This is a genomic window from Streptomyces sp. NPDC018045 (assembly GCF_044327445.1).
Taxonomy (GTDB): domain Bacteria; phylum Actinomycetota; class Actinomycetes; order Streptomycetales; family Streptomycetaceae; genus Streptomyces.
The window spans coordinates 93004-115284 of the sequence record NZ_JBIRFL010000011.1; the positions used below are offsets into that span (position 1 = coordinate 93004).

A 22281-nucleotide genomic window follows, 5' to 3' on the forward strand; every position below is an offset into this window, starting at 1 on the left:
CCTGCTCACCGTGGCGTTCCGTCACTCAACCGGTCTGCTATCGCCTCGAATTGTTCGATCTCGTCCTGCTCCAGGTCGAGGAGAGGGAAGTCGGAGGGGGTGTGCCCACCGGCTGCCGGGGTGTCCGTGTGACCGGCCAGGCCGTCCAGCATGGCCAGCCAGGCGCGGCCGAGGTGAGCCACCACGGTCTCGTTCAGCAGTCGGCCCGGCCAGGTGAGCGTGAGGGTGAGGGCCGCGCCGTCCGTGGTGTCCCGTAGGAGCGCGCTCGCTTCCAGTGCGTGCGGGACGGGCATGTCGGGGTCGGCCGAGGAGCCGATGGCCGGTTCACCGGTCAGGTCCCAGGCTTCGGGCGGGCCTGTCCGGGCGTGGGCGGCGGCCAGGAAGCGGCCCATGTAGTTGAAGCTGATGCGGGCGGGTGGGAAGTGCGGTTGCGTTGAGGGGTGATTGGGGTCTGCGGGGTGATCAGGGTCGGCGGAGGGGGTGAGGTTCGTGGGGTGGTCGAGCCCGTCCTCCGCCCCGGCTCGCGCCTGCTGCTTGACCGTCTTGAGGAGACGGCCGGCCGCGGGGCCGCCCGCCGATGCCTCGGCCAGGTCGACGCCGGTGAGGTCCAGCCGCTGCGGGCGGAGGGTGGTGAACCAGCCCACCGTACGGGAGAGATCCGTTCCGTCGGCCGGCTCGCGGCCGTGGCTTTCGACATCCACCAGGACGGTCTCGGTGCCGGCTCCCCGGCCCCAGCCGTGAACGACGGCCCCCGCCAGCGCCGCGAGCAGTACCTCGTGCACGCCGCAGTGGTACACCGCCGGGGTACGGGACGTCAGCACGGCCGCCTGTGGGGCCGGTACCGGCCAGGAGCGTTCGCGCAGGGTCGCCGCGGTGTCGGCGGCCGGGTCGAGAGCCCGCCCGACCGGCAGCGGATCGGCAGGTGCACGCGGTCCGTCGGATGTCCCCGCGGTGGAAGGCGGGAGAGCGGCCCCGCTCGCCGCCGACGCCTCCGCCCAGCTCCTGAACGACGTGCCGACCTCGTCGAGTTGCGGCACGTCGCCCGCCATGGCCGCCTCACACGCGGCCCGCAGGTCCGGGAGCAGGATGCGCCACGACACCCCGTCGACCGACAGATGATGGACGACCAGCGCCAGGCGCCCCGCCCGGCCGGGCCCCGCGTCCAGCCACACCGCCTGCACCATGGTGCCCGCGGCCGGGTCGAGCCGTACGACGGCTTCCCGTGCCGCCCGTTCGGCGGTCTCGTCCAGAAGCCCGTCGAGGGAGCCGCCGGGTATCCCGTCGAGAGACCCATCGCGTACCCCGTCGGGGGTCCCGTCGCGGTCTTCGGTGACCGGCAGGCAGGTGATCAGCGGTTCGGCGTCCACCGAGCCTCGTTCGCGCGCCTCCAGGGCCCGTCCGTCCCCGTCCGGCACCACACGTGCCCGTAGCAGGGCGTGGGTGTCCAGGACGGCGCGCAGCCCGGCCGCCAGGGCGTCCCGGGTCAGGCCGGCCGGTGTGGCGACGATAGCCCACTGCGCGAACCTGCCGCCGGTGATCCGTTCGCCCAGCCGCCGCATGAGCGGGGTCCAGGGGATCCGGCCGACGCCGGTGTCCGCGGAGGTCCGTGGGCCGGTGCCGCCGTCCGTGGTGTGGGCCAGCCGGGCGAGCCGTTCGGGGGTCTTCGCCTCGAACACCTGCGGTGAGGTCAGGACCAGTCCGGCGCGGCGGGCCCGGGCCACCAGTTGCAGGGAGATGATCGAGTCGCCGCCCAGCTCGAAGAAGCTGTCCTCGACACCGGCCCGTTCCAGGCCCAGGACCTCGGCGAACAGCCGGCACAGGACGTCCTCTGCCGGGGTGCGCGGGGCCCGGCCGGCGGCCCGCGCGGTGAAGTCGGGTGCGGGCAGGGCCGCACGGTCGACCTTCCCGTTCGGGGTGCGTGGCAGTGCGTCCAGCACCACGACCGCCGCGGGCACCATGAACTCGGGCAGGAGCCCGGTGACGTGCTTTTGCAGCAGCCGGCCGCCGGCCTCCGCCCCTTCCTCCACCACCGCATAGCCCACCAGCCGCCGCTCCCCCGGCCGGTCCTCGCGTACCGTGACCGCCGCCTCGGCGACGCGGGGGTGGGTGGCCAGCGCGGCCTCCACCTCGCCGAGTTCCACGCGGTGGCCGCGGATCTTGACCTGGGTGTCGGCCCGCCCGGCGAAGACCAGTTCGCCGTCGCCGGTCCAGCGCACGAGGTCCCCGGTACGGTACATCCGCTCGCCGGGCGTGAACGGGCACGCCACGAACCGCTGCGCGGTCAGCGTCACGCGTCCCTGGTAGCCGCGCGCCAGGCCCTCCCCCGCCACGTAGAGTTCCCCGGGCACGCCGGGCGGGACCGGCTGGAGGAACGCGTCCAGGACGTACAGCCGGGTGTTGGCGACGGGGCCGCCGACCGTGAGTGCCCCGCCGCCGGTCAGCGGGGCGGTGGAGGTCTGGACGACGGTGGCCTCGGTGACCCCGTACTCCTCGTGGAGCCGCCGTCCAGGTGCCCACCGCCGCCGCAGGTCCTCGGTCAGGGGTTCGCCGCCGAAGACGAGCACCCGCAGGTCCGGCAGGTCTTCCGGCGGCAGGTGCAGCAGGAAGGACGAGGCGCCGCCGAGCTGGGTGATCCGCCGGGCGCGCAGCAGGCGGGCCAGGTCCTCGCCCAGGGGCGGCGGCCCCGGCGGGGCCAGGACGAGGCGCCCGCCCGCGCACAGTACGGGCCAGGTGTCGGCGATCGACACGTCGAAGCTGAGGGCCGCGAGCTGGAGGACGCGGCTGTCCGGGCCCAGGCCGAACCGGGTCACCCGGTCGGCGACGAGGTTGCGCAGGCCGCGGTGGGTGACCGTGACGCCTTTCGGTACGCCGGTGGTGCCCGAGGTGTAGATGAGGTACGCCGCGTGGTCCGCTCCCAGCGGCGTACGGCGTTCCGCCTGCGTGACGAAGCCGCCCGCGCGGCGTGCCAGGGCGTCGGTCACGGCCGGGTCGGCCAGGTCGACCACGGGGGCCGCGCGGCCGTCCGGGACCGCGTGCCGGGTGTCGGCGGCGCACAGCGCCACCGCCGGGCCGGCGTCCCGGAGCAGGAAGGCCCGGCGCTCCGGCGGGTAGTCCGGATCGACGGGGACGAGGACGCCGCCCGCCATGTGCACGGCGAGCGCCGCGGTCAGGAACTCCGCGGAGCGCCGCAGCACCACCGCGACGCGGTGCTCCGGGCCCACTCCGAGGCCGATCAGGTGGCGGGCCAGGCGCCCGGCCTCGGTGGCCAGTTCCCCGTAGGTCATGGTCCGTCGGGTGTCCTCGACGGCCACGGCGTCACGCGAGCGCGCCGCGCGCCGGCGGAGCAGCTCCGGCACCAGGACGGCGGGCAGCGGCACCTCCGTACGGTTCCATTCCGCCACCACCAGCCGGTGTTCTTCCGCGTCCAGTACGCCGACCCGCCCCACGACGGGCGCCGGGCCGTCGGCGACCAGTTGTTCGAGTACCCGTGTCAGTCGTGCGGGCAGCGCTGCGACGACTTCTCCGGGGACCGTTCCGCGCTGGTGGATGAGGTGGATCCGGAACCGTTCGCCGGGGGTGATGTTCAGGCCCAGCGGGTAGTGGACGACGTCGGTCACGTCCGCCAGGCGGATCGTGAGCGCGCCGGGCCGGTCCGGGGCGGCAGGCGGGCGGGGCAGGTTCTGGTAGACCACGATGCTGTCGAAGAGCGCGCCGGGCCCGCCCAGCTTCTGTGCCTCGGACAGGCCGAGGTGCCGGTGGGGCAGCAGCGCGGACTGGCGTTCCTGCACGTCCTTGAGCAGCGCGAGCACCGGCTGCGCGGCGTCCAGCGGCACCCGTACCGGCAGGGTGTTGATCAGGAGGCCCACCATGGTCTCCACGCCCGGCAGTTCGGGCGGCCGGTCGGCCATCGTGGCGCCGAAGACCACGTCCGTACGGCCGGCCAGCCGGGCGAGCACCAGTGCCCACGCGCCCAGGATCACGGTGTTGGCGGTGAGGCCGTGGGTGCGGGCCAGCTCCTCCAGCCGGCGGGACAGCTTTTCGGGGAGGTCCGCGTGGAGGTGTTCGGGGTCGGTCGCGCCGTGTTTCGGTGCCGTCGGTGCCACCAGGGTCGGTTCGTCCGAGCCGTGGAACTCGGCGCGCCAGGCGTCCCGTGCGGCTTCCTTGTCCTGCCGCGCCAGCCATGCCAGGTACTCCCGGTACGAGGTGACCGGGGCCCGCCGCGCGCCGTCGCCGCCGCCCGCTTCGTACGCCGCGGACAACTCGGCGACCAGCACCGGGAGCGACCAGCCGTCCATCAGGATGTGGTGGGTGAGGACGACGAGACGGTGCCGTCGTGCGCCGAGGCGGATCAGCAGGAGGCGCCACAGCGGCGCCGTCGCCAGGTCGAGGCGCCGCCGCTGTTCCCGTACGGCCAGTTCCCCGGCCGTGGCCGAGGCCTCGTCCTCCGGCAGGTGCGACACGTCCGCTTCCTGCCAGGGCAGCGGGACGTCGCGTGCCACGACCTGTACGGCCACGCCGGACGCGCTCCGGCGGAAGCTCGCCCGCAGGGCGGCGTGCCGGTCCACCAGGGTCTGCCAGGAAGCCCGCAGCCGGCCGACGTCCAGCGGCCCGTCCAGCTCCAGCGTCCAGCGGCTCTTGTAGACGTCCGGTCCCCGCTCGTCGTGGACGGACTGGAACAGCAGCCCTTCCTGCAACGGCGAGAGCGGCCAGACGTCCGCGAGCTGCGGGACCGCCTCCTCCAGCTCCGTCACGTCCTGCTGGGTGAGGGGCAGCAGCGGGAAGTCGGAGGGTGTGTGTCCGCCCGCTCCGGAGGTGCCGGTGTGCGCCGCCAGGCCGCCGAGCAGGCCGAGCCACAGCTCTCCCAGGGTGTGTACGGCGGTCTCGTCCAGCAGGTGGTCCGACCAGCTCAGGGCGAGGGTCAGCTCGGGCCCGTCGGGGGTGTCCCGTACCGCGGCCTCGGCTTCCAGGGCGTGCAGGACGGGCATGGCGGGGTCGGCGGACTCGCCGATCGTGGCGTGCCCGGCGAGCTGCCAGGGCCCGGCCGGGCCGGTACGGGTCCCACCGGTGCGGAACCTGCCCAGGTAGTTGAACGAGACCTGAGGGGCCGGGAGCGCGGCCAGGGCCGGTGCCGTACTGGTGTTGAGGTGACGCAGCAGGCCGTGGCCGAGTCCGTCGCCGGGCACCGCCCGCGCCTGGTCCTTGACCGCTTTCAGCAGCGCGCCGGCCGCGGGGCCGCCCGTCAGGGCCTGGCCGAGGTCCACGCCCGCGGTGCGCAGCCTGACCGGGTGCACGTCGGTGAACCACCCCACCGTACGGGCCAGTTCCACGCCTTCGGCCACCGGCTCGCGGCCGTGGCCCTCCACGTCCACCAGCAGCCCGGCGGCCGGGACGGTGTCCGGCCGCCAGTGGGTGAGCGCTCCGGCCAGCGTGGACAGCAGAACCTCGTGCACACCGCAGTGGAACGCCGCCGGTGTACGGCCGGTCAGGGTCGCGGCGTGGGCGGTGGGAACGGTCCATTCCGCGCGGCGCACAGAGGCGGCGGTGTCCCGCCGCGGGTCGGGCGTGCGCGTCCCCAGGGACATGTCACCACCGTCCAGCAAGGCCGTCCAGCCGGCCAGTTCCGCGCCGCGGCGCTCGTCCGTGGCCTGCGCGGCCAGCAGTTCGGCCCAGCGCCGGAAGGAGGTGCCGACCGGGTCGAGGGCGGGCTGCCGCCCCGCGGCGACCGCCTCGCAGGCCGCCTGGAGGTCGGGGAGCAGGATGCGCCAGGAGACCCCGTCCACCACCATGTGGTGGACGACCAGCACCAGCCGGCCGGTCCGCGCGGGGCCCGCGTCCAGCCAGATCACCTGGGCGAGCGTGCCGGAGGCGGGGTCGAGCCGCCGTAGCGCGTCCCGTGCGGCCCGCTCGGCGGTGTCGTCCACGGAGCGGCCGGCCTCGGGTGTGATGCGGGTGACCAGCGAAGCGGCGTTCACCGTGCCGCGCCCGGCCACCGTCAGGACCGGCTCCGGGCCGTCCGTCGTGACCCGGGCGCGCAGCATGGCGTGGGTGTCCAGTACGGCGGCCAGTCCGCCGGCCAGCACGTCCCGCGTCAGCCCGGCCGGCGCGCCGACGATCACCCACTGTGCGAACCCGCGGCCGGCCGCCCGCTCCCCCAGCGCCCGCATCACCGGCGTCCAGGGCACGTCCCCGGTCCCCTCGTCGTCCGCCACGTCGCGTTCCGACCGGCCCGGGACGGTCCCGGCCACCGCCGCCAGCCGCTCCGGCGTCGCCAGCGCGAAGACCTGGCCGGAGGTCAGGAGCAGCCCGGCCCGCCGGGCTCGCGACACCAGTTGCATGGAGCTGATCGAGTCGCCGCCCAGCTCGAAGAAGCCGTCCCGGGCGCCCACCCGGTCCAGCCCCAGCACCTCGGCGAACAGGTCGCAGAGGGCCGCCTCGGCGGCCGTGCGCGGCTGTTGCTGCGGGGTTCCGGTGAAGTCGGGCGCCGGCAGGTCCCTACGGTCGACCTTGCCGTGCGGGGTGAGCGGCAGCCGGTCCAGCGGTACGAGGGCGGCGGGGAGCAGGTACTCGGGCAGCGTCGCGGCCAGGTGGTCACGCAGGTCGGCGAGCAGCGCGCCGGCCGGGGGATCGGTGGGCGCGCCCGACCGCGTCGGCGCCGGACCGGCGGCGGGCACGACGTACCCGACCAGCCGCCGCTCGCCCGGGTGGTCCTCCCGGGCCACCACCACGGCCTGCCCGACCGCCGGGTGTGCGGCCAGGGCCGCTTCCACCTCGCCCGGTTCCACCCGGAAGCCACGGATCTTGACCTGCTCGTCGGACCGCCCGACGAAGACCAGTTCCCCGTCACCGGTCCTCCGCACCAGGTCTCCGGTGCGGTACATCCGCTCGCCGCGTGCGAACGGGCAGGCCACGAAGCGCTCCGCGGTGAATGCCGCGCGCCCCAGGTAGCCGCGGGCCAGGCCGGCCCCGGCGAGGTACAGCTCCCCTTCCGTACCTGGCGCGACCGGCCGGAGCCCCGCGTCCAGTACGTGGAGGCGGCGGCCGGCCATCGGCCGGCCGAGGGGCAGCACGCCCGGCACCTCGTCGCCCGGCCCCACCGGATGCGATGTCGCACACAGCGTGGCCTCCGTCGGCCCGTACAGATGCTGCACGGTCACCTCCGGGCACGCCTCCCGGACGCGCGCCACCGCCGCGGCCGGTACGACATCCCCACCGCACATGACCTGCCGGAACCCCCGGAAGCACGCCGGTGCCTCCGCCGCGGCCACCCGGAACAGCCCCGCCGTGAGCTGCACCGCCGTCACACCGTCGGCCGCCGCCTCGCCGAGCCGCTGGGCGTCCAGCGCGTCCGGTCCCGCCAGCACCACCGTGCCGCCCACCGCCAACGGCAGCCACAGATCGAACAGCGACGCGTCGAAGGCGTACGGCGCGTGCGCCAGCACCGCGTCCCGTGGGCCCACTCCCCATCGCGGGTCACCGACCAGGGCCGCCACGCTCCCGTGCGGGATGACCACGCCTTTCGGCACCCCCGTCGAACCGGAGGTGTACATGACGTACGCCGCGTCCTCCGCTCCCACCGCCACCTCGGCACGGCCGGCCGTGCGCCCGGCCGGCGCTTCCGCCGCCCGCGCTTCGTCCAGCGTCACGACCTCCGCACCGGCCGGAAGCACGGCCCGGATCGTCGGCCGGGTCGCCTCCGCACACAGGACCACCACCGGGGCCGCGTCCGCCAGCAGGAACGCCACCCGCTCCGCGGGATATCCGCTGTCCACCGGAACGTACGCGGCCCCTGTCTTCCACACCCCCAGCAGCGCCACCAACAGCTCCGCCGACCGCTTCAGCACCACCGCGACCCGGTCACCGCGCCGCACACCCCGGGCGGACAAGTACGCGGCCAGCGTGCTCGACGCCGCTTCCAGCTCCTCGTAGGTCACCTTGCGTTCGCCGTCCACCACGGCCACCCCGTCCGGTGTACGCGCCACCCGGCGACCGATCAGCTCCCGCACCGAAGCGGCCGGCGCCTCGACCGCCGTGCGCTCCGGGCCGGTCATCGTCCGGTCCCGGCGTTCGGCCGGCGGCATTTCCCGTGGGTTTTCCCTTGCACGGATTTGCGGCGCAGGGACTGGCGTTGCGGGGATTTCCGTCGCAGGGACGGAGCGGAGTACGGCAGGCCGTTCATGGTTCCCCCTTCGGCGGGCAGCACGCACACTCGACCGCACGGCACAGCACGTCGTGGAATAGCGCGACGCGCAAGGCACGGAACGGCAGCGGACATCCGGTCCGGCACCGGCCACGGAAACCATGACAATGAACGGAACAGGCGCGGCGAACTCACCCGCCGGTATACAGGGCGCCCCATGGCCGGCCTCATGGCCACAGGCACAGCGAATCCCATTCCTGTTGTGCATTCCATGTCGGCCGACGACCGGCCGACATGCCGTGATGCGCGGGTCGACAGTTCTCACTCTGCGGTCCGCGAAGTTGGGGGTCAACTACAACCAGTTGGACGAACACTTGGGCAATTACGCGTCCAACTGGTTGTTCTCCATGCCCCGCACATCATTCCGGTAAGGCCGCCGGAGCCGGAGCGCGGTCAGAGCTATTCCGCGGAGAAGGCGGCGAGCTTCTCCAGCGTCTGACCGACGGCCGCCGGCTGATCGGAAACGTCGCAGGACCGCCGCTCTGTTCACCGACGTATCCCGTATTCCCGGGAAACATCGGAACCCTGCACGGCCGGCCTTCTCCGACCCGGCCATGAGGACGCTCACACGGACGGGCAGAACACCGGGCACTCTTGCGTCAGCGCCCGCCGGTCACCGGCCGAGGGCCACGAGCGTGGCGTCGAGGTCGGTGGCGCGGGGCTGGTTGTGGGGGAGCCTGGCGAGCAGGGCGGCCAGGCCGCAGGTGTCGGTCAGGGCGGAGAAGACCAGGCCGCCACCGATCGCGGCGGACAGCCAGCGGGCACGACGGTAGCGGGTGCCGACCGCGAGACCGGCTACCACGAGGGAACCTGCGGCGAGGCGGACCTGGCGTTCCATGGGCCAGACGGCCTTGGCGCCGAAGTCCTTGCCGGTTCGGGAGTTCTTCCCGGGGCCGGTGTTCACCGCGCGCTCGACGGGGTGGCCCTGCGCGGTCCAGGCGGTGGTGCCGCCGGTGAGGGTGGTGGCGGGGACGTCCGCGGCGGCGAGCCGTTCGCAGGCGGTGGCGGAGCGGGAGCCGGACGCGCAGACCATCAGCAGTTCGCCGCGGGCGGCTGCCGCCTTGAGGGCGGGAAGGGCGGTCGCGAGGTGGCCGAGGGGGATGTTGTGGGCTCCGGGCAGGTGGCCCGCGGCGTACTCGCCGGGCGTGCGTACGTCGATGACGGTGTAGGCGCTCAGGCGGGCGGCGGCCTGGTCCGGGTGGACGGCGGCGTGGCTGATCATGTGGCGGTTCCTGTTCGTCTCGTGCACCTGGGGAGGCGGGCCCGGGCGATCTGGAATACCCACGGGGGTATCCGGGACCGCGCGAAGCCGCACCCCGGAATGCCCCGGGCGACCCGGATGCCCCGGGGCGCGGTGTGGGCCACGGAGGAGGACGTGTGGAGCTGGAGATGGCGGCCGATGAGCTGAAGAGCGTGCTCAACCGGCTGCGGCGGGCGCGGGTGCAGATCGCCGGGATCATCAGGATGATCGAGGACGGCCGGGACTGCGAGGACGTCATCACCCAGCTTGCCGCGGTGTCCCGCGCACCGGACCGGGCCGGGTTCGCGATCATCGCGACGGGCCTGCAACGTTGCATGGCCGACGAGGAGCGGACCGGCGGCGACCGGGAGCAGATGCGGGCGAGGCTGGAGAAACTGTTCCTGTCGCTTGGCCTGAGGCGTGCGCAGACGCCCGGTGGCCGCGCTGCTCACCGGGACGCGCGGCCCGGCAGCCGGGGCGGGAGTCGCACCGGGCATCAGGAGCTGGCGGTGACCGTCAGGCCCGCGTCGGCCGCGGCCTCGAAACCGTCGTCGACGGCGACGACCCGCCGCCCCGCCGCGTCCAGGAGGGAGGCGGCGATCGCCGCGCGCATTCCACCGGCGCAGTGCACCCACACCGTGCCCGGCGGGACTTCGGCGATACGGCCGTGCAGTTCGTGGACCGGGATGTGCACCGAGCCGTCGACGTGGCCATCGGCGCGTTCCGAGGCACGGCGTACGTCGAGCACCACGGCCTCGTCGCCGCGCTCACGGGCGGCGGCGAGGCCGGCGAAGGTGGCGCGCGGGAACGAGGCGAGTTTCTCGCCCGCGCGGATCCAGCCGGCCGGGTCGCCGGTGGCGGCGGCGGCCGGGCGGTCGATGCCGACCCGGGTCAGCTCCCGCTGGGCGGCGGCGATCCGCTCCGGCGTCGCGGCGAGCAGGGTGACGGGTTTGCCCCACGGGATCAGCCAGGCCAGGTACGTCGCGAGCCTGCCGTCGCCTTCGAAGTTGAACGACCCGGCCACATGTCCCGCGGCGAAGGCGACCCGGCCGCGCAGGTCCACCACCCACTCCCCCGCGGCCAGCCGCTCGGCGATCTGCCGCGCGTCGGCGGGCCCGGGCGGGGTGAGGTCGACGGGGGCGGGGCCCGCGGCGTTGGCGGGGGCCATGTGGACGTAATAGGCGGGTACGTCGTCCAGGCCGGCCAGCGTACGGGCGACGAAGGTGTCCACGTCCAGGGTGAGCGCGTCGTTGGCGGTACGTTCCTTGCCGATCGTGGTGGCGTCCCCCTCGGTCCGGGCGGAGGAGCAGAAGCTGCCGAACCCGTGGGTGGGCAGCACGGGCACCGCGTCGTCGAGTTCGTCGGCGAGACGGCGGGCGGAGGCGTACTGGGCCCGGGCCAGCCGTTCGGTGAGCCGCGGCTCGACCAGGTCCGGGCGGCCGACCGTGCCGATCAGCAGCGATCCGCCGGTGAAGGCCGCCACCGCCCGGCCGCCGTCCACCAGCGCGTAGGAGGTGTGGTGCGGTGTGTGGCCGGGAGTGGCGATGGCGCGCAGTACCAGGCCGTCGTCCACCGTGACCGTGTCGCCGTCGGCGACGGGGGTACGGGCGAACGACACGCGCGCCGCGGCCGGGACCAGGTAGCCGGCGCCGGCGACGCGGGCCAGTTCCAGGCCGCCGGTGATGTAGTCGTTGTGGATGTGGGTCTCCGCCACGTACGCGATACGCACCCCGCGCCTCGCCGCGGCGGCGATCACCTGGTCGATGTCGCGCGGCGGGTCGATGACGACCGCGGCACCGTCGCCACCGGCCAGGTAGCTGCGGTTGCCCAGGCCCTCGCATGCCAGGGTGTCGACGAAGAACACGGTTGCGCCTCCTTCACGGAACGGGTGTGCCCTGGGGGCCCGGCGCCCGTCTCAGCCGTCTCGACCGCCTCGGCCTTCCGAACGCTTCGCCCGTCTTTTGAGGATCGGAACGCCCCCTCCGGCAGCCCTCTCCTCGGGACGCGTACCCGGCGGGGTATCCGGGAATCCGGCCTGCGGCCGCGGCCGCAGTCGCAGTCCGCGCGGAGGGGCGGGGCCATCGGCACCACCACAGCGCCGGACACGCGGCGCTTCCGCCCTGGCGACTGCCCGCTCCGGCGCGGACCGGACTACAGTCAACTACGCTCAAGACGCCGTCCGTTACGCGCACAGCTCGCGCCCCTGCCAGGCCCGCGCCCCGTCCCTGACGGCCGGCCGGCCGTGCGCCGCCGTACCACTGCCGGCCCCTGACACGGAACACGGAGTCTCCTCCATGACCACACCGCGGGATCTCCAGATCATCGCCATGCTCGTCGCCATGGACGCGGACTCCCCCCGCCCCGTGGACCCGGGCGATCTCTCGCTCGCCCTGGCGGGAGCCGAGGTGATCGACCTGCTGCACGCCGGTGCCGTCGCCCTGGACGGCGACCGCATCGTGCCCGAGGACCGCGACCGACGGGCGCCGGCCGACCGTCTGCTGGACGCGGCCGCGTCAGCACTTGTCCGGCAGGCGCCGTACGAAACGGTCGAGGACTGGCTGTGGCGCCGGGGCCGCGGGCTGTCCGCGGTCTACCGGGCCGCCCTGACGGAAGAAGGGCTCATCATCCGCAAACGCCGCCGGCTTCCGTTCCGTACCGGCCGGACGGCGTTGGCCTCCTCGTCCGCCACCCGCGGCCACGCGGCCGACCGCTGGGCCTCGGGCGAGCCCGTCCTCGCCGCCCTCGCGGCCGCCGCCCACATCCACGACGCGCCGGCCGCCGATTCGCTGAGCGGAACCGACGACGCGGTCATGACCGTACTCGCCGCCGTCAACGAGGCGGTGGTGGAACTGGAGGCCGTTCGCCAGCGCCGCTCCGTCGAACAGGCGGCTTTCGACAACATCTGGCGGAGTGTCTAGAGCCCATGCGGTCACCCGCTGCCGACGAGACCGACCCGTCCGGTACGGAGAGCCATGGCGTACACCCGGGCGGCCGGTGCCCTCGGGCGTGTTCTGGTCACTTCCCGGTCAGTTCGGTGGGGCCGCTCCAGTAGGCCCGCTGCCACCGCTTCGCGTCGGGGGTGAACTCGACCTCCATGCGGTCGGCGGCGTCCGGCGGCAGCGAGAAGGCGTACTTGCCGACGGTCTCCCGGCCGGGCAGGACATAGCCGGTGATGACCTTCTGCCGTCCGCTCCCGTCGATCACCAGCTCCGTCGAGGCTCCGTCGGCGTCGTTGACCCTGGGCAGCCCGGTCTCGACCTCGACCCGCTCGGTGCCGGTGTTGACCACCGTGATGGTCACCTGAACGGCCTTGTTGCCCTTCGCGTGTCCCAGGACGTAGCCGTCCGGTACGAACGGCTTCGGCTTGGCGACCGTCACCTTCAGACCGTTCCCGAACGTGTAGGAACCGCCGAACGACAGATGCCGCGCCTTTTCCCGTGCTTCGGCGGAGGACTTCGCCTCGGCGGCCCGCTCGGCCCGGGCGCGGTTGTCGTCGGCCGCCTTCTGCGCCGCGAGGAAGAAGAAGAGTCCGGCACAGGTCGCGATCAGCAGTCCGAACCCACCGAGGATCACCCCGGCCAGCGCCATGCCCCTGCCCCGCGCCCGGCCCTTGCGTGCCTGGCTCAGCCCGACGGAGCCGAAGATCACGGCCAGCAGCGCCGGCAGCCAGGACATCCAGAACAGGAGGATGACCAGGCCGAGTACGACACCGAGGACGCCGAGGACGAGCGCCGCGACGGCCATGGCGTTGCCGGGCTGCGGTGCGAACGGTGGCTCCGTCAGGGGCGGGCCCCAGGGGGCGGGGGCCTGACCGGGGGACGGCGGGCGCCACGGGTCATGGTCGTCCGGGGCAGGAGCCGGCGGCGAGGGCGGGCTCGGTGGGGCCGGGCTCGGGGCCGCAGCCGGGGCCGGGGCCGGGTCGACGGGCTGTTCGCCGTCGGGCGGAGTGGATACGGTCACGTACGGTCCTCGAATTTTCTTGAAACAGGCAAGATGCCGACAATACCGGTCGCATGGGTGAGGCCCGCCACGGAGCCGAACGACCGGCCGCCCGGCCCGCGCCCGACCGTCCGGCCCTCCCCCTGCCGCCTGCTCACTCCGGCGTCACGGCGCCCCGCAGCGCCTTGGTCCGGAAGTGGCAGTAGATCTTGGCCGGGTCGGAGTAATAGCGCCACGGCCGCGCGTTCACATAGCCGTCCACCTCGCGGAACTGCTCCAGCGCCGCCTCGTAACGCCCCTGCCGGGTCAGGAAGTACGCCAGCAGGTGCCGGACCGACGCCACCCTCGGATCGTCCGGCCGGGCCGCGCCGACGTCCCGCAACGCGTCGTCGGTCATCCCCATGACCTCGGGCCAGCCGTACGCCTCGGACGGCGCCTCGTCGTCGTGGTGCTCGTACCAGGCGATCAGGCGCAGCGCCGTCAGCAGGCTGCCGCGCGGAGCCGCCGCCGCGGCCTGCCCCGCGAAGTCACGGGCGGTCTCGGCGGAACCGTGCCACTTCGCGCACCAGTACTGGAGTGCGTTCAGGTGCCCTTCGAAGTGGTACGGAACGCGTGCGGTGACCTCGCTCCACAGTTCGAGCATCGCCTCGTGCGGGGCGTTCAGGCCCATGTACAGCGGAATCCGCTTGACGTACGGGGTGGGGTCGTCGGGCAGCGCCAGCGCCTCCGCCCGCACGAATGCCTCCCCGGCCTCGGCCAGTACCCGGTGGAACCCGGCGGCCTGCTCGGACGTGGTGTGCTCGGCCCACCCTCCGCCCCGGATCTCCCAGGCCAGCGTCACCTGCGCGGCCGCGCGGACCACGGCCGCGTCCGGGTCGTCGGGGCGCTCCGCCTCCCAGGCCCGCAGCCAGGTGTCGTCCTCGGCCGCCCGGTCGGCGGCGACGCCGACCAGATGGGAGCGGCGTTCCCAGTCCGTGCCTGCGGCGCTGATCGCCTTCGCGGCAGCCTGCCACTCGCCCTGGGAGAGGGCCGCCGTCACACCGTCCGCCACGGGATCGGGGCAGGACCGTTCCGTGTCCTGGCGCTCCGGCGGCAGCAGATCCGCACCGGCCGCCGCGGCGAGCTTCGTCGTACGTCTGCGCTTCCACAGCCAGACGCAGAGCGTGCCGGTGATGACGATGAGGGGAAGGATCCCGTGCATGGGCTCTCAGTGATCCGATCGAGGTGTCTTCGCCGGGCGGCGCGGGCGGCTGCCGGCGTGGTGGGTGGTTCGCGGTGGGTGGTTCGCAGTGGGTGGTTCGCAGTGGGTGGTTCGCAGTGGGTGGTTCGCAGTGGGTGGTTCGCAGTGGGTGGTTCGCAGTAAGTGGTTCGCAGTAAGTGGTTCGCGGTGGCGAGTCGTCGGTCGGCGGGGTGACGTGCGGTCAGCCGGCGAGGAGGGCGCGCAGCGGTCCGGTGTCCGGGGCGTCCGCGACGGCCGCCCGTACCGCTGCCGCCACCTCTTCTTCCACGTCCCGCTCCCCCGGCAGCCGGAGCCGGGGCCCGGCGGCCCAGGACGGCTCCCAGCGCGCCCCGGACGCCTCGACGAGGGCCAGTTCCGCCAGGTGCCGCGCGCCCTCCTCCAGCCCCGGGCGCAGGAACTCGCGCGCCGCCCGGCCGCTCGCCCGGGCGGCCTCCGGCGACTTGGGCAGATGACCGGCGACCAGCCACAGCCGTCCGGAGTCGACGGCGTCCAGCAGGGCCGTCAGGTCTTCCGCGGCGCTGCCCGGCGCGAGGCCGGAGGCCGCCATCGCCGTCCGCAACGGCTGCGCGCCGGTGTCCGCCAGCGTGTGTACGGCGCGGTGCGTCAGGTCCGGCCAGCCGACGCGCTCCATGGCCCGCGCCTCGGGGGTGAGGACGACGCCCTCCAGCGCGACCAGTACCCGCTCCGCATCGCGCAACAGCGCCAGCGCGGGCCGCTCCGGGGCGGCGGCCGGGCCGTGTTCGGGCAGGGCCTCGATCAGCCGTATCCGTTCGGCCACCGGCGGGTGCGAGTCGTACGGGGACCGGTCGCCGGCCGGCGGTTCGCCCCGCAACTCCGCCAAGTCGGCCTGGAGCCGGGGGTCGCCGAGCAGTTGCCGTACGCCGCCGACGACTTCGCCGCGCGGCGGGAGCAGGCCGGCCCGGGCGCCGAGGCCGAGGTACCGGTCCACGTAGAAGTCGTGGACGGCGTCGAGGACGGCGATCTCCCGCAGCGCCGAGGCCGTGGCGTCGCGTCCCGCGACACGGGCGGCCACGCGGTCGGCGGCGAGTTCCTGCTGCCGGCCCACGCTCTGCGTGGCCCGCAGGCAGAACCGCGCGTACGCCTGGAACGGCCTGGCCACCGCCCCGTACAGCAACCGCCCGACGATTCTCCCGGGACGGCTCCGCGCCCGGTCGCCCCGGCGCCCCGGCGCCCGGAAGCCCTCCACCGTCCGCAGCACACTGTCGCGGCCGCGCAGGGTGATGCCCGCGAGCCGGGTGTCCGCGTTGCCGTAGTGGCCCAGTTCGTGGGCGATGACCGAGAGCAACTGCGCTTCACTGAGGCCGATGAGCAGCGGTACGCCGAGGTGGAGGCGGCGCCGGCCGGGCAGCAGGCCCAGCAGCCGGGTGTGCTCGTGAACGGACGCGTTCACCTCTTCGGTGAGGAGCAGCGCGTCGGGCGCCCGGGTGCCGGTGCGCCCGGCCAGCGAGTGGACGACGCGCCACAGCTCGGGCTGCTCGGCCTCGGTGACCGCGAGCCCGTGCGGACCGCCGTCGCCGGGCCCGAGCGTGCAGACACCCCGCAGGACCGGCAGCCCCAGCAGGACGGCGACGGCGGTCACCGTGACCGCGCCTGCGGCCGGTGCCCGGCTCCAGGCCGCGAGGGCGGCACCGGTGAGCACGCCGAGTACGGCGAGGGCGAGAACGTAGAAGCCGGCCAGCAGGATCAGTGCGCGCAGGGCGCGCAGCGATGTGCCCACAGGGCAGAGTCCCCCCACAAACAGAAAAACAGAGCGAGAGGATCATATGTGCGACATGCTCATGACCTGGACCATTTTCGCCGTTACCGAACACCCGCACGACAGCGGCGGCCGTCGGGCCGGGGGCCGGGCCGGGCGCCCGCGCCGCGAGAGGAGCGGGCGGCGGGCTACTGTCCGGCTCGCCGGAGAAGTTGGAGAACCTGTGGCCAGCTCTCGGCCTTCGCGTGGGCGTCGGCTGCGCGGGTGCCGCCCAAGGGCCGGCCGTCACCCTCCACCGCACTCGGCAGGTAGGGGAAGAACGCGGCGGCGTGCCCGGCCTTCGGGTAGAGCAGAGCCCGGTGCTGACGGCCGGCGGCATTGCGTTCCCGGGCGATGGACCGGGCGGAGGCGAGCGAGTTCCAGAGGCGGTCGTCCCCGCCGCCGATGGCCAGCACGGTGCCTCGGACGCGGTCGAGCGGGATGGGAGCCAGGCGCAGGGCCTTGCCCCGGTGGGTCCATGCGGCGTGCCCCCGCCCGCAACTGAGGCAGTCGGGGTGGTACGCGTCCCAGGTGTCGCGGCTGGGCATGTACGCCACGGCGTCGTGGACGAGGTCCGGGTAGTACTGCGCCAGCATCTGCGCCGCCTCGGAGCCGCGGGAGACACCGATCACCGCGAGCCGCCGCGGATCGGCCCGCGGCTGGTCGCGCACCAGCCGGGCGGCGGTGGCGAAGTACTCCAAGGGGATGCCGGCCAGGTTCTTGGGACGCCCCTCGCAGCCGAAGTAGCACAGAGCCAGGGCCGGGTGGCCCCGGGAGGCCAGCAGCGCGGCCGCTGTCTCGTTGGCGAGGCCGCCTTCCGAGCCGCCCAGAAGGAGGACCGGCGCCCTCCTGAGGCCGCGCCCGGACGGCAGGAAGAGACTCCCGCGCACCTTGTCCCGGGAGACGGTGAACTCCTGGTGCCGCACTCCGGACCTGGTCCAGGTACGGGTGAGGTGCCGCTCGGCCAGCGTACGGCCGCCCGCTGCCACCGTGAGACGCACCCGGTAGGAAGCCGCCGTCCGCGAGGTGTCCGGTAGGAACCACGTCGTGTCGGGGTCGCCCTCGGCAGGGCGCATGGACCACAACAGGCCCATCCCGTCGACTCCCCCGTAGGTACCGGTCCGGGGCCGGTCGCGGTGCAGGTCCACGGTGCCGTCGGCGGCGGCGAAGACGGCCCGCCCCGACCAGGCCCTGCCCCGGTGGTCGGTGGCGTGCGTCATGACCGTCGTCTCGTCGCCGGCGGCGAGCCCGCTGATCCGGATGCGCACCGGTTCGTCCGCGAGGGCGGCCGGCTTGTCCACGGTGAGGGTGGCCGTCCGGCTGTGCTGGTGGCCGCCCTGCTCGCGGCCCTCGGTGCAGCCCGCGCCGACCAGCAGGGCCAAGACCGCCGACGCCGCGCGGACCGCGGTCCGACGGCCGGTACGGCCCCTGCTTCTGCCCCTGTGACTGCCGCTGCCCCCGCTGCCCCCGCTGCCCCGTCTGTTCGGTCCTGGCATCCCAGCAGTGTGGGCGGCGGACGCCGACGAGGGAAGAGCCAGAACGGACAGCGACCGTCACCGGCCGGGCGGTGCCTACTTCCAAGCGGTGCCGTCCGTCACGACGATGCAGTACTTGCGCCAGGTCCCGGTGCGCGACGCCGAGATGGTCGGCTCCGCGCAGGCCGTGGCCTGGAAGGTCTGGCCCACCGAGACCATCGGCGTGTACTGGTCCTTGCCGTACTCGACGACGGCGCTGCGGGCCGAGCCGCCCTCCACCCGGACGGTCACCACGTCCCCCACTTCCGCGTTGGTGATCCGTCCCCACACGACCCCGCAGCGCTTGCTGTGACGGACGTGCAGCGAGACCGGGTTGTCCTTCGGCGGGAGCCAGGTGACCGCGTCGGCGGAGCACCCCTCCTTCTGCGGGTCCTTCCCGTCGCAGCCGGCTCCCGGGCACGTGGCCGGAGCAGGTGGCGGCGGTGAGAGCCAGTCCTGCAACGCCCCGGTCAGCAGAACCGGCACCGCCCCGCCCACCACGGCCGCCGCGACCGCGACCAGGAGCGCGTGCGTACTGTGCGCACACAGCCAGCGCCACAGGCGGCGCCACGGCGACCGGCTTCCGGCGCCTTCACCCGCGGCCTCGGCCTCGACCTCGGAATCGCTCACCCCTGCCTCCCGACGCCCTCCGCTGCCCCACCAGCATCGGCGGCCCTGCGGCGCACCGTAAGAATGATTCACGCCCCGTGCGAGCAGGCCGGGTTTTTGCCGGCCAGACGGGCGTTCGCCTATGGCGCGCGCCGGGGGCGCGTCGCGCGAGGCGTGCGCCAAGTGGTGATGCCGAGGTCGTCCGCGTCGTTTGCGGTCGGCGGCCGGAAGGTAAAGGCCGGGTACAGCGGCAGGTGAAGCGGCGCCTTGCCCGGTGACGCTTCAGCGGCGTCGGTCGGTGGACCGGCAAGAAGAGGCACATGGGAGGAATCGTGTTCGACCTCAGGGCCGAGGCGGAAATGCGCCTCTTCTCGGAAAAGCTGGCCAGGGAACTCGCCGGACGGCGGACCCGCGCTCCGGAGGGCGCGAGCGGCGGCGACACGCAAGAGCCTGCCGCGGCCAAGCCCCCGGGTACGGCCGACGCCGCACCGGATGCGGCGGGCGCGAACGACGCCCTTGCCACCGGTCCGTGACAGGCGGCCCGGTCCCGGTCATGTGGTCCCCCGGGCCGGCCGCGGGTCCTCGGACGGAACGGGGCTGCTGATCCCTTCCTCCTCCGGCGCCGCGGTGGTGGCCGGTGCGGTGCCGGGCGGTCCGGCGGGGGTCCGTGGCGGGCGGTGCAGCGCGGCCCGTACGCGCAGGACGGCGGGCTCGGCCCAGCGGGCGGTGAAGGTACCGAGGACCACCGTGATCAGTACGTAGGCCGTGGCGATGGGCCCGATGCGGGGTTCCGCCACGGTGGCGAGTCCGGCGATGACGATGGAGAACTCACCGCGCGCCACGAGCGTGCCGCCCGCGCGGAGACGGCCGCGGGGCGCGATGCCGGCGCGGCGGGCCGCGTACCAGCCGGTGAGGATCTTCGTGGTGGTGGTGACGGCGGCGAGCAGCAGGGCGGGGAGCAGGACCGGGGGAATGTCGGCGGGGTCGGTGGACAGGCCGAAGAAGACGAAGAAGACCGCGGCGAAGAGGTCGCGCAGCGGGGTCAGCAGGGTGCGGGCGCCCTCGGCGACCTCGCCGGACAGGGCGATGCCGACGAGGAACGCGCCGACGGCGGCGGAGACCTGGAGGCGCTGGGCGGCCCCGGCGACGAGTACGGTCAGGCCCAGGACGACCAGCAGGAGCATCTCGGGGTTGTCGGAGGAGACCGCGCGGCTGATCAGCCGGCCGTGGTGCAGCGCGAGGTGGAGGACGGTGGCGGCGGCCGCGAGGGCGATGAGCAGCGTGATGCTGCCGCCGGCGAGTGAGGCCCCGGCGATCAGGACGGTGAGCAGGGGCAGGTAGACCGCCATCGAGAGGTCTTCGAGGACCAGCAGGCCGAGGACGACGGGGGTTTCGCGGTTGCCGAGGCGGCCGAGGTCGGTGAGGACCTTGGCGACGACGCCGGAGGAGGAGACCCACGTGATGCCCGCGAGCGCGACGGCGGCGACCGGGCCCCAGCCGAGCAGGATCGCGGCGCCGGCTCCGGGCAGCGCGTTGAGGACGAAGTCGACGGCGCCGGAGGGGTACTGGGTCTTGAGGCTGGTGACGAGTTCGGAGGCGCTGTACTCCAGGCCCAGCAGGAGCAGGAGCAGGATGACGCCGATCTCGGCGCCGACCGCGGTGAAGTCCTCGCTGGCGTCCAGCGGCAGTACTCCGCCCTGTCCGAAGGCGAGTCCGGCCAGCAGGTACAGGGGTATGGGGGACAGTCCGATGCGGCCGGCGAAGCGCCCGATGAGGCCGAGGGCGAGGATGAGGGCGCCCAGTTCGATCAGCAGTGCGCTGGTGTGGTGCATGGTCAGCCTCCGGCGATGATCGCGGCCAGGGTGTCGACGCCCTCGCGGGTACCGACCGCGATGAGGGTGTCGCCGATGGCGAGCCGGAAGTCGGGGCCGGGTGCGGGGTGGGCGCTGGCGCGGCGCAGGACGGCGACGATCGAGGCTCCGGTGCGGGTGCGGGCCCGGGTGTCCCCCAGGGTGCGTCCGCCGTACGGGGAGCGGGCGTCGAGCGGGATGTGCTCGGTGACCAGGTCGAGTCCGTCGGTGGGCACCGCGTCCAGCGGGGACGGCGTGATCAGGCAGGCCAGTTCCGTGGCCTCGTCGGGTTCGAGCGGGACGGATTCCTGGCAGGCGTCCGGATCGTCCGCCGAGTAGAACCCCAGGAAGCGGCGGCCGTCCTGGTGGACGACGACGGACAGGCGCCGTCCGCCGCGCGTGGAGACGTCGTACCTGGTGCCCACTCCCGGCAGTGCTGTGCGTCGGGTGCTCATGCCTGCCTCCCGCGTGCATGCCTCGGCGGCCGGTGCCCGCACCGCACGGGATCTTCTTCATCCCATCATTACAGAGGTGCCGGCACGTACCGGGGCGCCGCCCCGCCGGGCCCCCGACGTAAGGTAAGGGTGACCTTACCCGCCGATCAGCGCTGCTCGTCCCGCCCGCCCGCGCCACCGACACGGAGACCGCCTCGATGACCGTCACCGCCCCGCCCTCCGACACGCCCCGGCACCCGCCCCGGGTGCCGCGGCCCTCCCCCGTGCCGCGCGTCACCGACGAGCGCGTCGTCCGCAGGGCGGCCGAGCTGTCCGGTGCGGAGTTCTGGCAGGCGGTGGAGCGTGCGGGCACGCCGCTGACCGGCCCGGACCCGCACGGTGCGGCGGACCACACGCTGGTCACGTTCCTGTGGCGCGGCTCCCCCGCCACGCGTGCGGTCCTGGTGTCGCCCAACAAGCTCGCCGATCCGCGCGACCCGGCCGGGAATCTCATGGCACACGTCCCCGGCACGGATGTGTGGCACTGGTCGGTACGGATGCGCCGGGACTGGCACGCCACGTACACGCTGTGCGTGGACGAGGGCGACGGGCCCGCCGACGATGCCGCGTACTGGCCGTGGCTGCGCACACAGCACCGCACCGACCCGTTCAACCCCCATACACTCGCGGCCCGTTGGGGCGGCACCCCGGCTTCCTGCGTCGCGCTGCCCGGTGCGCCGGGCGGCGCGGAGTGGCGGGAGCGGCCCGGCGTGCCGCGCGGCACCGTCTCGGTGCACACCGTCCGCAGCGCGCTGCTCGGCAATGAGCGCCGGGTGTGGCGGTATGTGCCCGCGGGCGGCGCGGATCCGGGCGCGGAGCTGCCCGTCCTCGTCCTGCTGGACGGGGAGATGTGGCAGCCGGGGCTCGGTGTGGCCACCGCGCTGGACAACCTCGTCGCGGACGGGCGCATCCCGCCGCTGGTCGCGCTGTTGCCGGAGTCGCTGGGCGCGGACACCCGCTGGGCCGAGATGGCCTGCGACCCGCGGTTCGCCGGTTTCCTCGCGGACGAGCTGCTGCCCTGGGCGGGTACGGACCTGCCGCTGACCGCCGATCCCGCCCGTACCGTCGTGGCGGGCCAGAGTCTGGGCGGGCTGACCGCCGCGTACGCCGCGGTGACCGCGCCCGGCCGGTTCGGCCGCGTCCTGGCGCAGTCCGGCTCCTTCTGGTGGCCGAACGGTCCGGGCGCGCAGTGGCTGACCGGGCGGATCGCGGCGTCGCCCCGGCTGCCGGTGCGGTTCCGCCTGTCGGCGGGCGAGCAGGAGTGGGTGGCGCTGCCCGCGAACCGCCGGCTGCGCGACACCCTGGCGGCGAAGGGGTACGACGACGCGGTGTACCGCGAGTACAACGGCGGCCATGACTACCTGTGCTGGCGTACGGAGCTGACCGACGGGCTGTGCGACCTGCTCGGCCCGGGAACGGCCGGCTGACGCGCCGGGCCGCGG

The 22281-nt window shown here is 74.3% G+C and carries 13 protein-coding genes and 1 pseudogene; 4 read left to right on the top strand and 10 right to left on the bottom strand.

The genetic code is table 11. From position 1 onward, the window contains the following. Window positions 1–5: 5 nt before the first annotated feature. Both ACH4EB_RS23955 and ACH4EB_RS23960 read right to left on the bottom strand, forming a co-directional pair. On the bottom strand, window positions 6–8078 hold the full coding sequence (locus ACH4EB_RS23955) for an amino acid adenylation domain-containing protein (protein WP_398349608.1): 8073 nt from the start codon (window positions 8076–8078) through the stop codon (window positions 6–8). Window positions 8079–8810: 732 nt separating this feature from the next. Continuing rightward, window positions 8811–9419: a rhodanese-like domain-containing protein gene (locus tag ACH4EB_RS23960; RefSeq protein ID WP_398349609.1), complete on the bottom strand. Its 609-nt coding sequence runs from the start codon at window positions 9417–9419 to the stop codon at window positions 8811–8813. 155 nt (window positions 9420–9574) lie between these two features. Here ACH4EB_RS23960 and ACH4EB_RS23965 point away from each other — a divergent pair. Beyond that, window positions 9575–9847, top strand: a pseudogene (locus ACH4EB_RS23965) (metal-sensitive transcriptional regulator); the annotation flags it as partial. Between the two features lie 86 nt (window positions 9848–9933). Here the strand turns inward: ACH4EB_RS23965 and ACH4EB_RS23970 are convergent. Beyond that, a complete protein-coding gene (locus ACH4EB_RS23970) occupies window positions 9934–11301 on the bottom strand; it encodes a rhodanese-like domain-containing protein (RefSeq protein WP_398349610.1) in 1368 nt (455 codons plus the stop codon). Window positions 11302–11731: 430 nt separating this feature from the next. On the opposite strand from ACH4EB_RS23970, the gene ACH4EB_RS23975 reads away from it, so the two are divergent. Next, on the top strand, window positions 11732–12355 hold the full coding sequence (locus ACH4EB_RS23975; protein WP_398349611.1) for a GPP34 family phosphoprotein: 624 nt from the start codon (window positions 11732–11734) through the stop codon (window positions 12353–12355). A gap of 97 nt (window positions 12356–12452) precedes the next feature. Here ACH4EB_RS23975 and ACH4EB_RS23980 read toward each other — a convergent pair whose 3' ends face one another. The 5 genes from ACH4EB_RS23980 to ACH4EB_RS24000 form a co-directional block, all read right to left on the bottom strand. Beyond that, window positions 12453–13397 (bottom strand): DUF4190 domain-containing protein, encoded by a 945-nt coding sequence (locus tag ACH4EB_RS23980; RefSeq protein ID WP_398349612.1) that lies wholly within the window; start codon window positions 13395–13397, stop codon window positions 12453–12455. Window positions 13398–13530: 133 nt separating this feature from the next. Then, a complete protein-coding gene (locus tag ACH4EB_RS23985; protein WP_398349613.1) occupies window positions 13531–14577 on the bottom strand; it encodes a hypothetical protein in 1047 nt (348 codons plus the stop codon). Window positions 14578–14797: 220 nt separating this feature from the next. Further along, window positions 14798–16354 carry a M48 family metalloprotease gene (locus tag ACH4EB_RS23990; protein ID WP_398349614.1) on the bottom strand — a complete coding sequence of 519 codons (1557 nt, stop codon included), beginning with the start codon at window positions 16352–16354 and terminating at the stop codon, window positions 14798–14800. A gap of 167 nt (window positions 16355–16521) precedes the next feature. Next, entirely contained in the window at window positions 16522–17754 is a 1233-nt protein-coding gene (locus ACH4EB_RS23995; protein WP_398349615.1) for an acyl-CoA thioesterase/bile acid-CoA:amino acid N-acyltransferase family protein, read from the bottom strand. A 189-nt stretch (window positions 17755–17943) separates the two neighbouring features. Then, the gene (locus ACH4EB_RS24000; protein WP_398349616.1) at window positions 17944–18516 is read right to left on the bottom strand and encodes a DUF2690 domain-containing protein; all 573 of its coding nucleotides are present in this window, start codon (window positions 18514–18516) and stop codon (window positions 17944–17946) included. Between the two features lie 299 nt (window positions 18517–18815). On the opposite strand from ACH4EB_RS24000, the gene ACH4EB_RS24005 reads away from it, so the two are divergent. Further along, window positions 18816–19028 (top strand): hypothetical protein, encoded by a 213-nt coding sequence (locus tag ACH4EB_RS24005; protein WP_398349617.1) that lies wholly within the window; start codon window positions 18816–18818, stop codon window positions 19026–19028. 18 nt (window positions 19029–19046) lie between these two features. Here the strand turns inward: ACH4EB_RS24005 and ACH4EB_RS24010 are convergent, their stop codons facing one another. Beyond that, the gene (locus ACH4EB_RS24010) at window positions 19047–20327 is read right to left on the bottom strand and encodes a cation:proton antiporter (protein WP_398349618.1); all 1281 of its coding nucleotides are present in this window, start codon (window positions 20325–20327) and stop codon (window positions 19047–19049) included. 2 nt (window positions 20328–20329) lie between these two features. Next, the gene (locus ACH4EB_RS24015) at window positions 20330–20800 is read right to left on the bottom strand and encodes a cation:proton antiporter regulatory subunit (RefSeq protein ID WP_398349619.1); all 471 of its coding nucleotides are present in this window, start codon (window positions 20798–20800) and stop codon (window positions 20330–20332) included. Between the two features lie 197 nt (window positions 20801–20997). Here ACH4EB_RS24015 and fes point away from each other — a divergent pair, with 197 nt between their 5' ends. Further along, the gene (gene fes / locus ACH4EB_RS24020) at window positions 20998–22266 is read left to right on the top strand and encodes an enterochelin esterase (RefSeq protein ID WP_398349620.1); all 1269 of its coding nucleotides are present in this window, start codon (window positions 20998–21000) and stop codon (window positions 22264–22266) included. The last annotated feature ends 15 nt before the right edge of the window (window positions 22267–22281 follow it).

Excerpts from the sequence above, each read along its gene's own strand:
- ACH4EB_RS23985 (WP_398349613.1), bottom strand. The coding sequence starts at position 14,577 with ATGCACGGGATCCTTCCCCTCATCGTCATCACCGGCACGCTCTGCGTC.
- ACH4EB_RS24010 (WP_398349618.1), bottom strand. The coding sequence starts at position 20,327 with ATGCACCACACCAGCGCACTGCTGATCGAACTGGGCGCCCTCATCCTC.
- ACH4EB_RS24005 (WP_398349617.1), top strand. The coding sequence starts at position 18,816 with ATGGGAGGAATCGTGTTCGACCTCAGGGCCGAGGCGGAAATGCGCCTC.
- ACH4EB_RS23955 (WP_398349608.1), bottom strand. The coding sequence starts at position 8,078 with ATGCCGCCGGCCGAACGCCGGGACCGGACGATGACCGGCCCGGAGCGC.
- ACH4EB_RS23975 (WP_398349611.1), top strand. The coding sequence starts at position 11,732 with ATGACCACACCGCGGGATCTCCAGATCATCGCCATGCTCGTCGCCATG.
- ACH4EB_RS24015 (WP_398349619.1), bottom strand. The coding sequence starts at position 20,800 with ATGAGCACCCGACGCACAGCACTGCCGGGAGTGGGCACCAGGTACGAC.
- fes (WP_398349620.1), top strand. The coding sequence starts at position 20,998 with ATGACCGTCACCGCCCCGCCCTCCGACACGCCCCGGCACCCGCCCCGG.
- ACH4EB_RS23960 (WP_398349609.1), bottom strand. The coding sequence starts at position 9,419 with ATGATCAGCCACGCCGCCGTCCACCCGGACCAGGCCGCCGCCCGCCTG.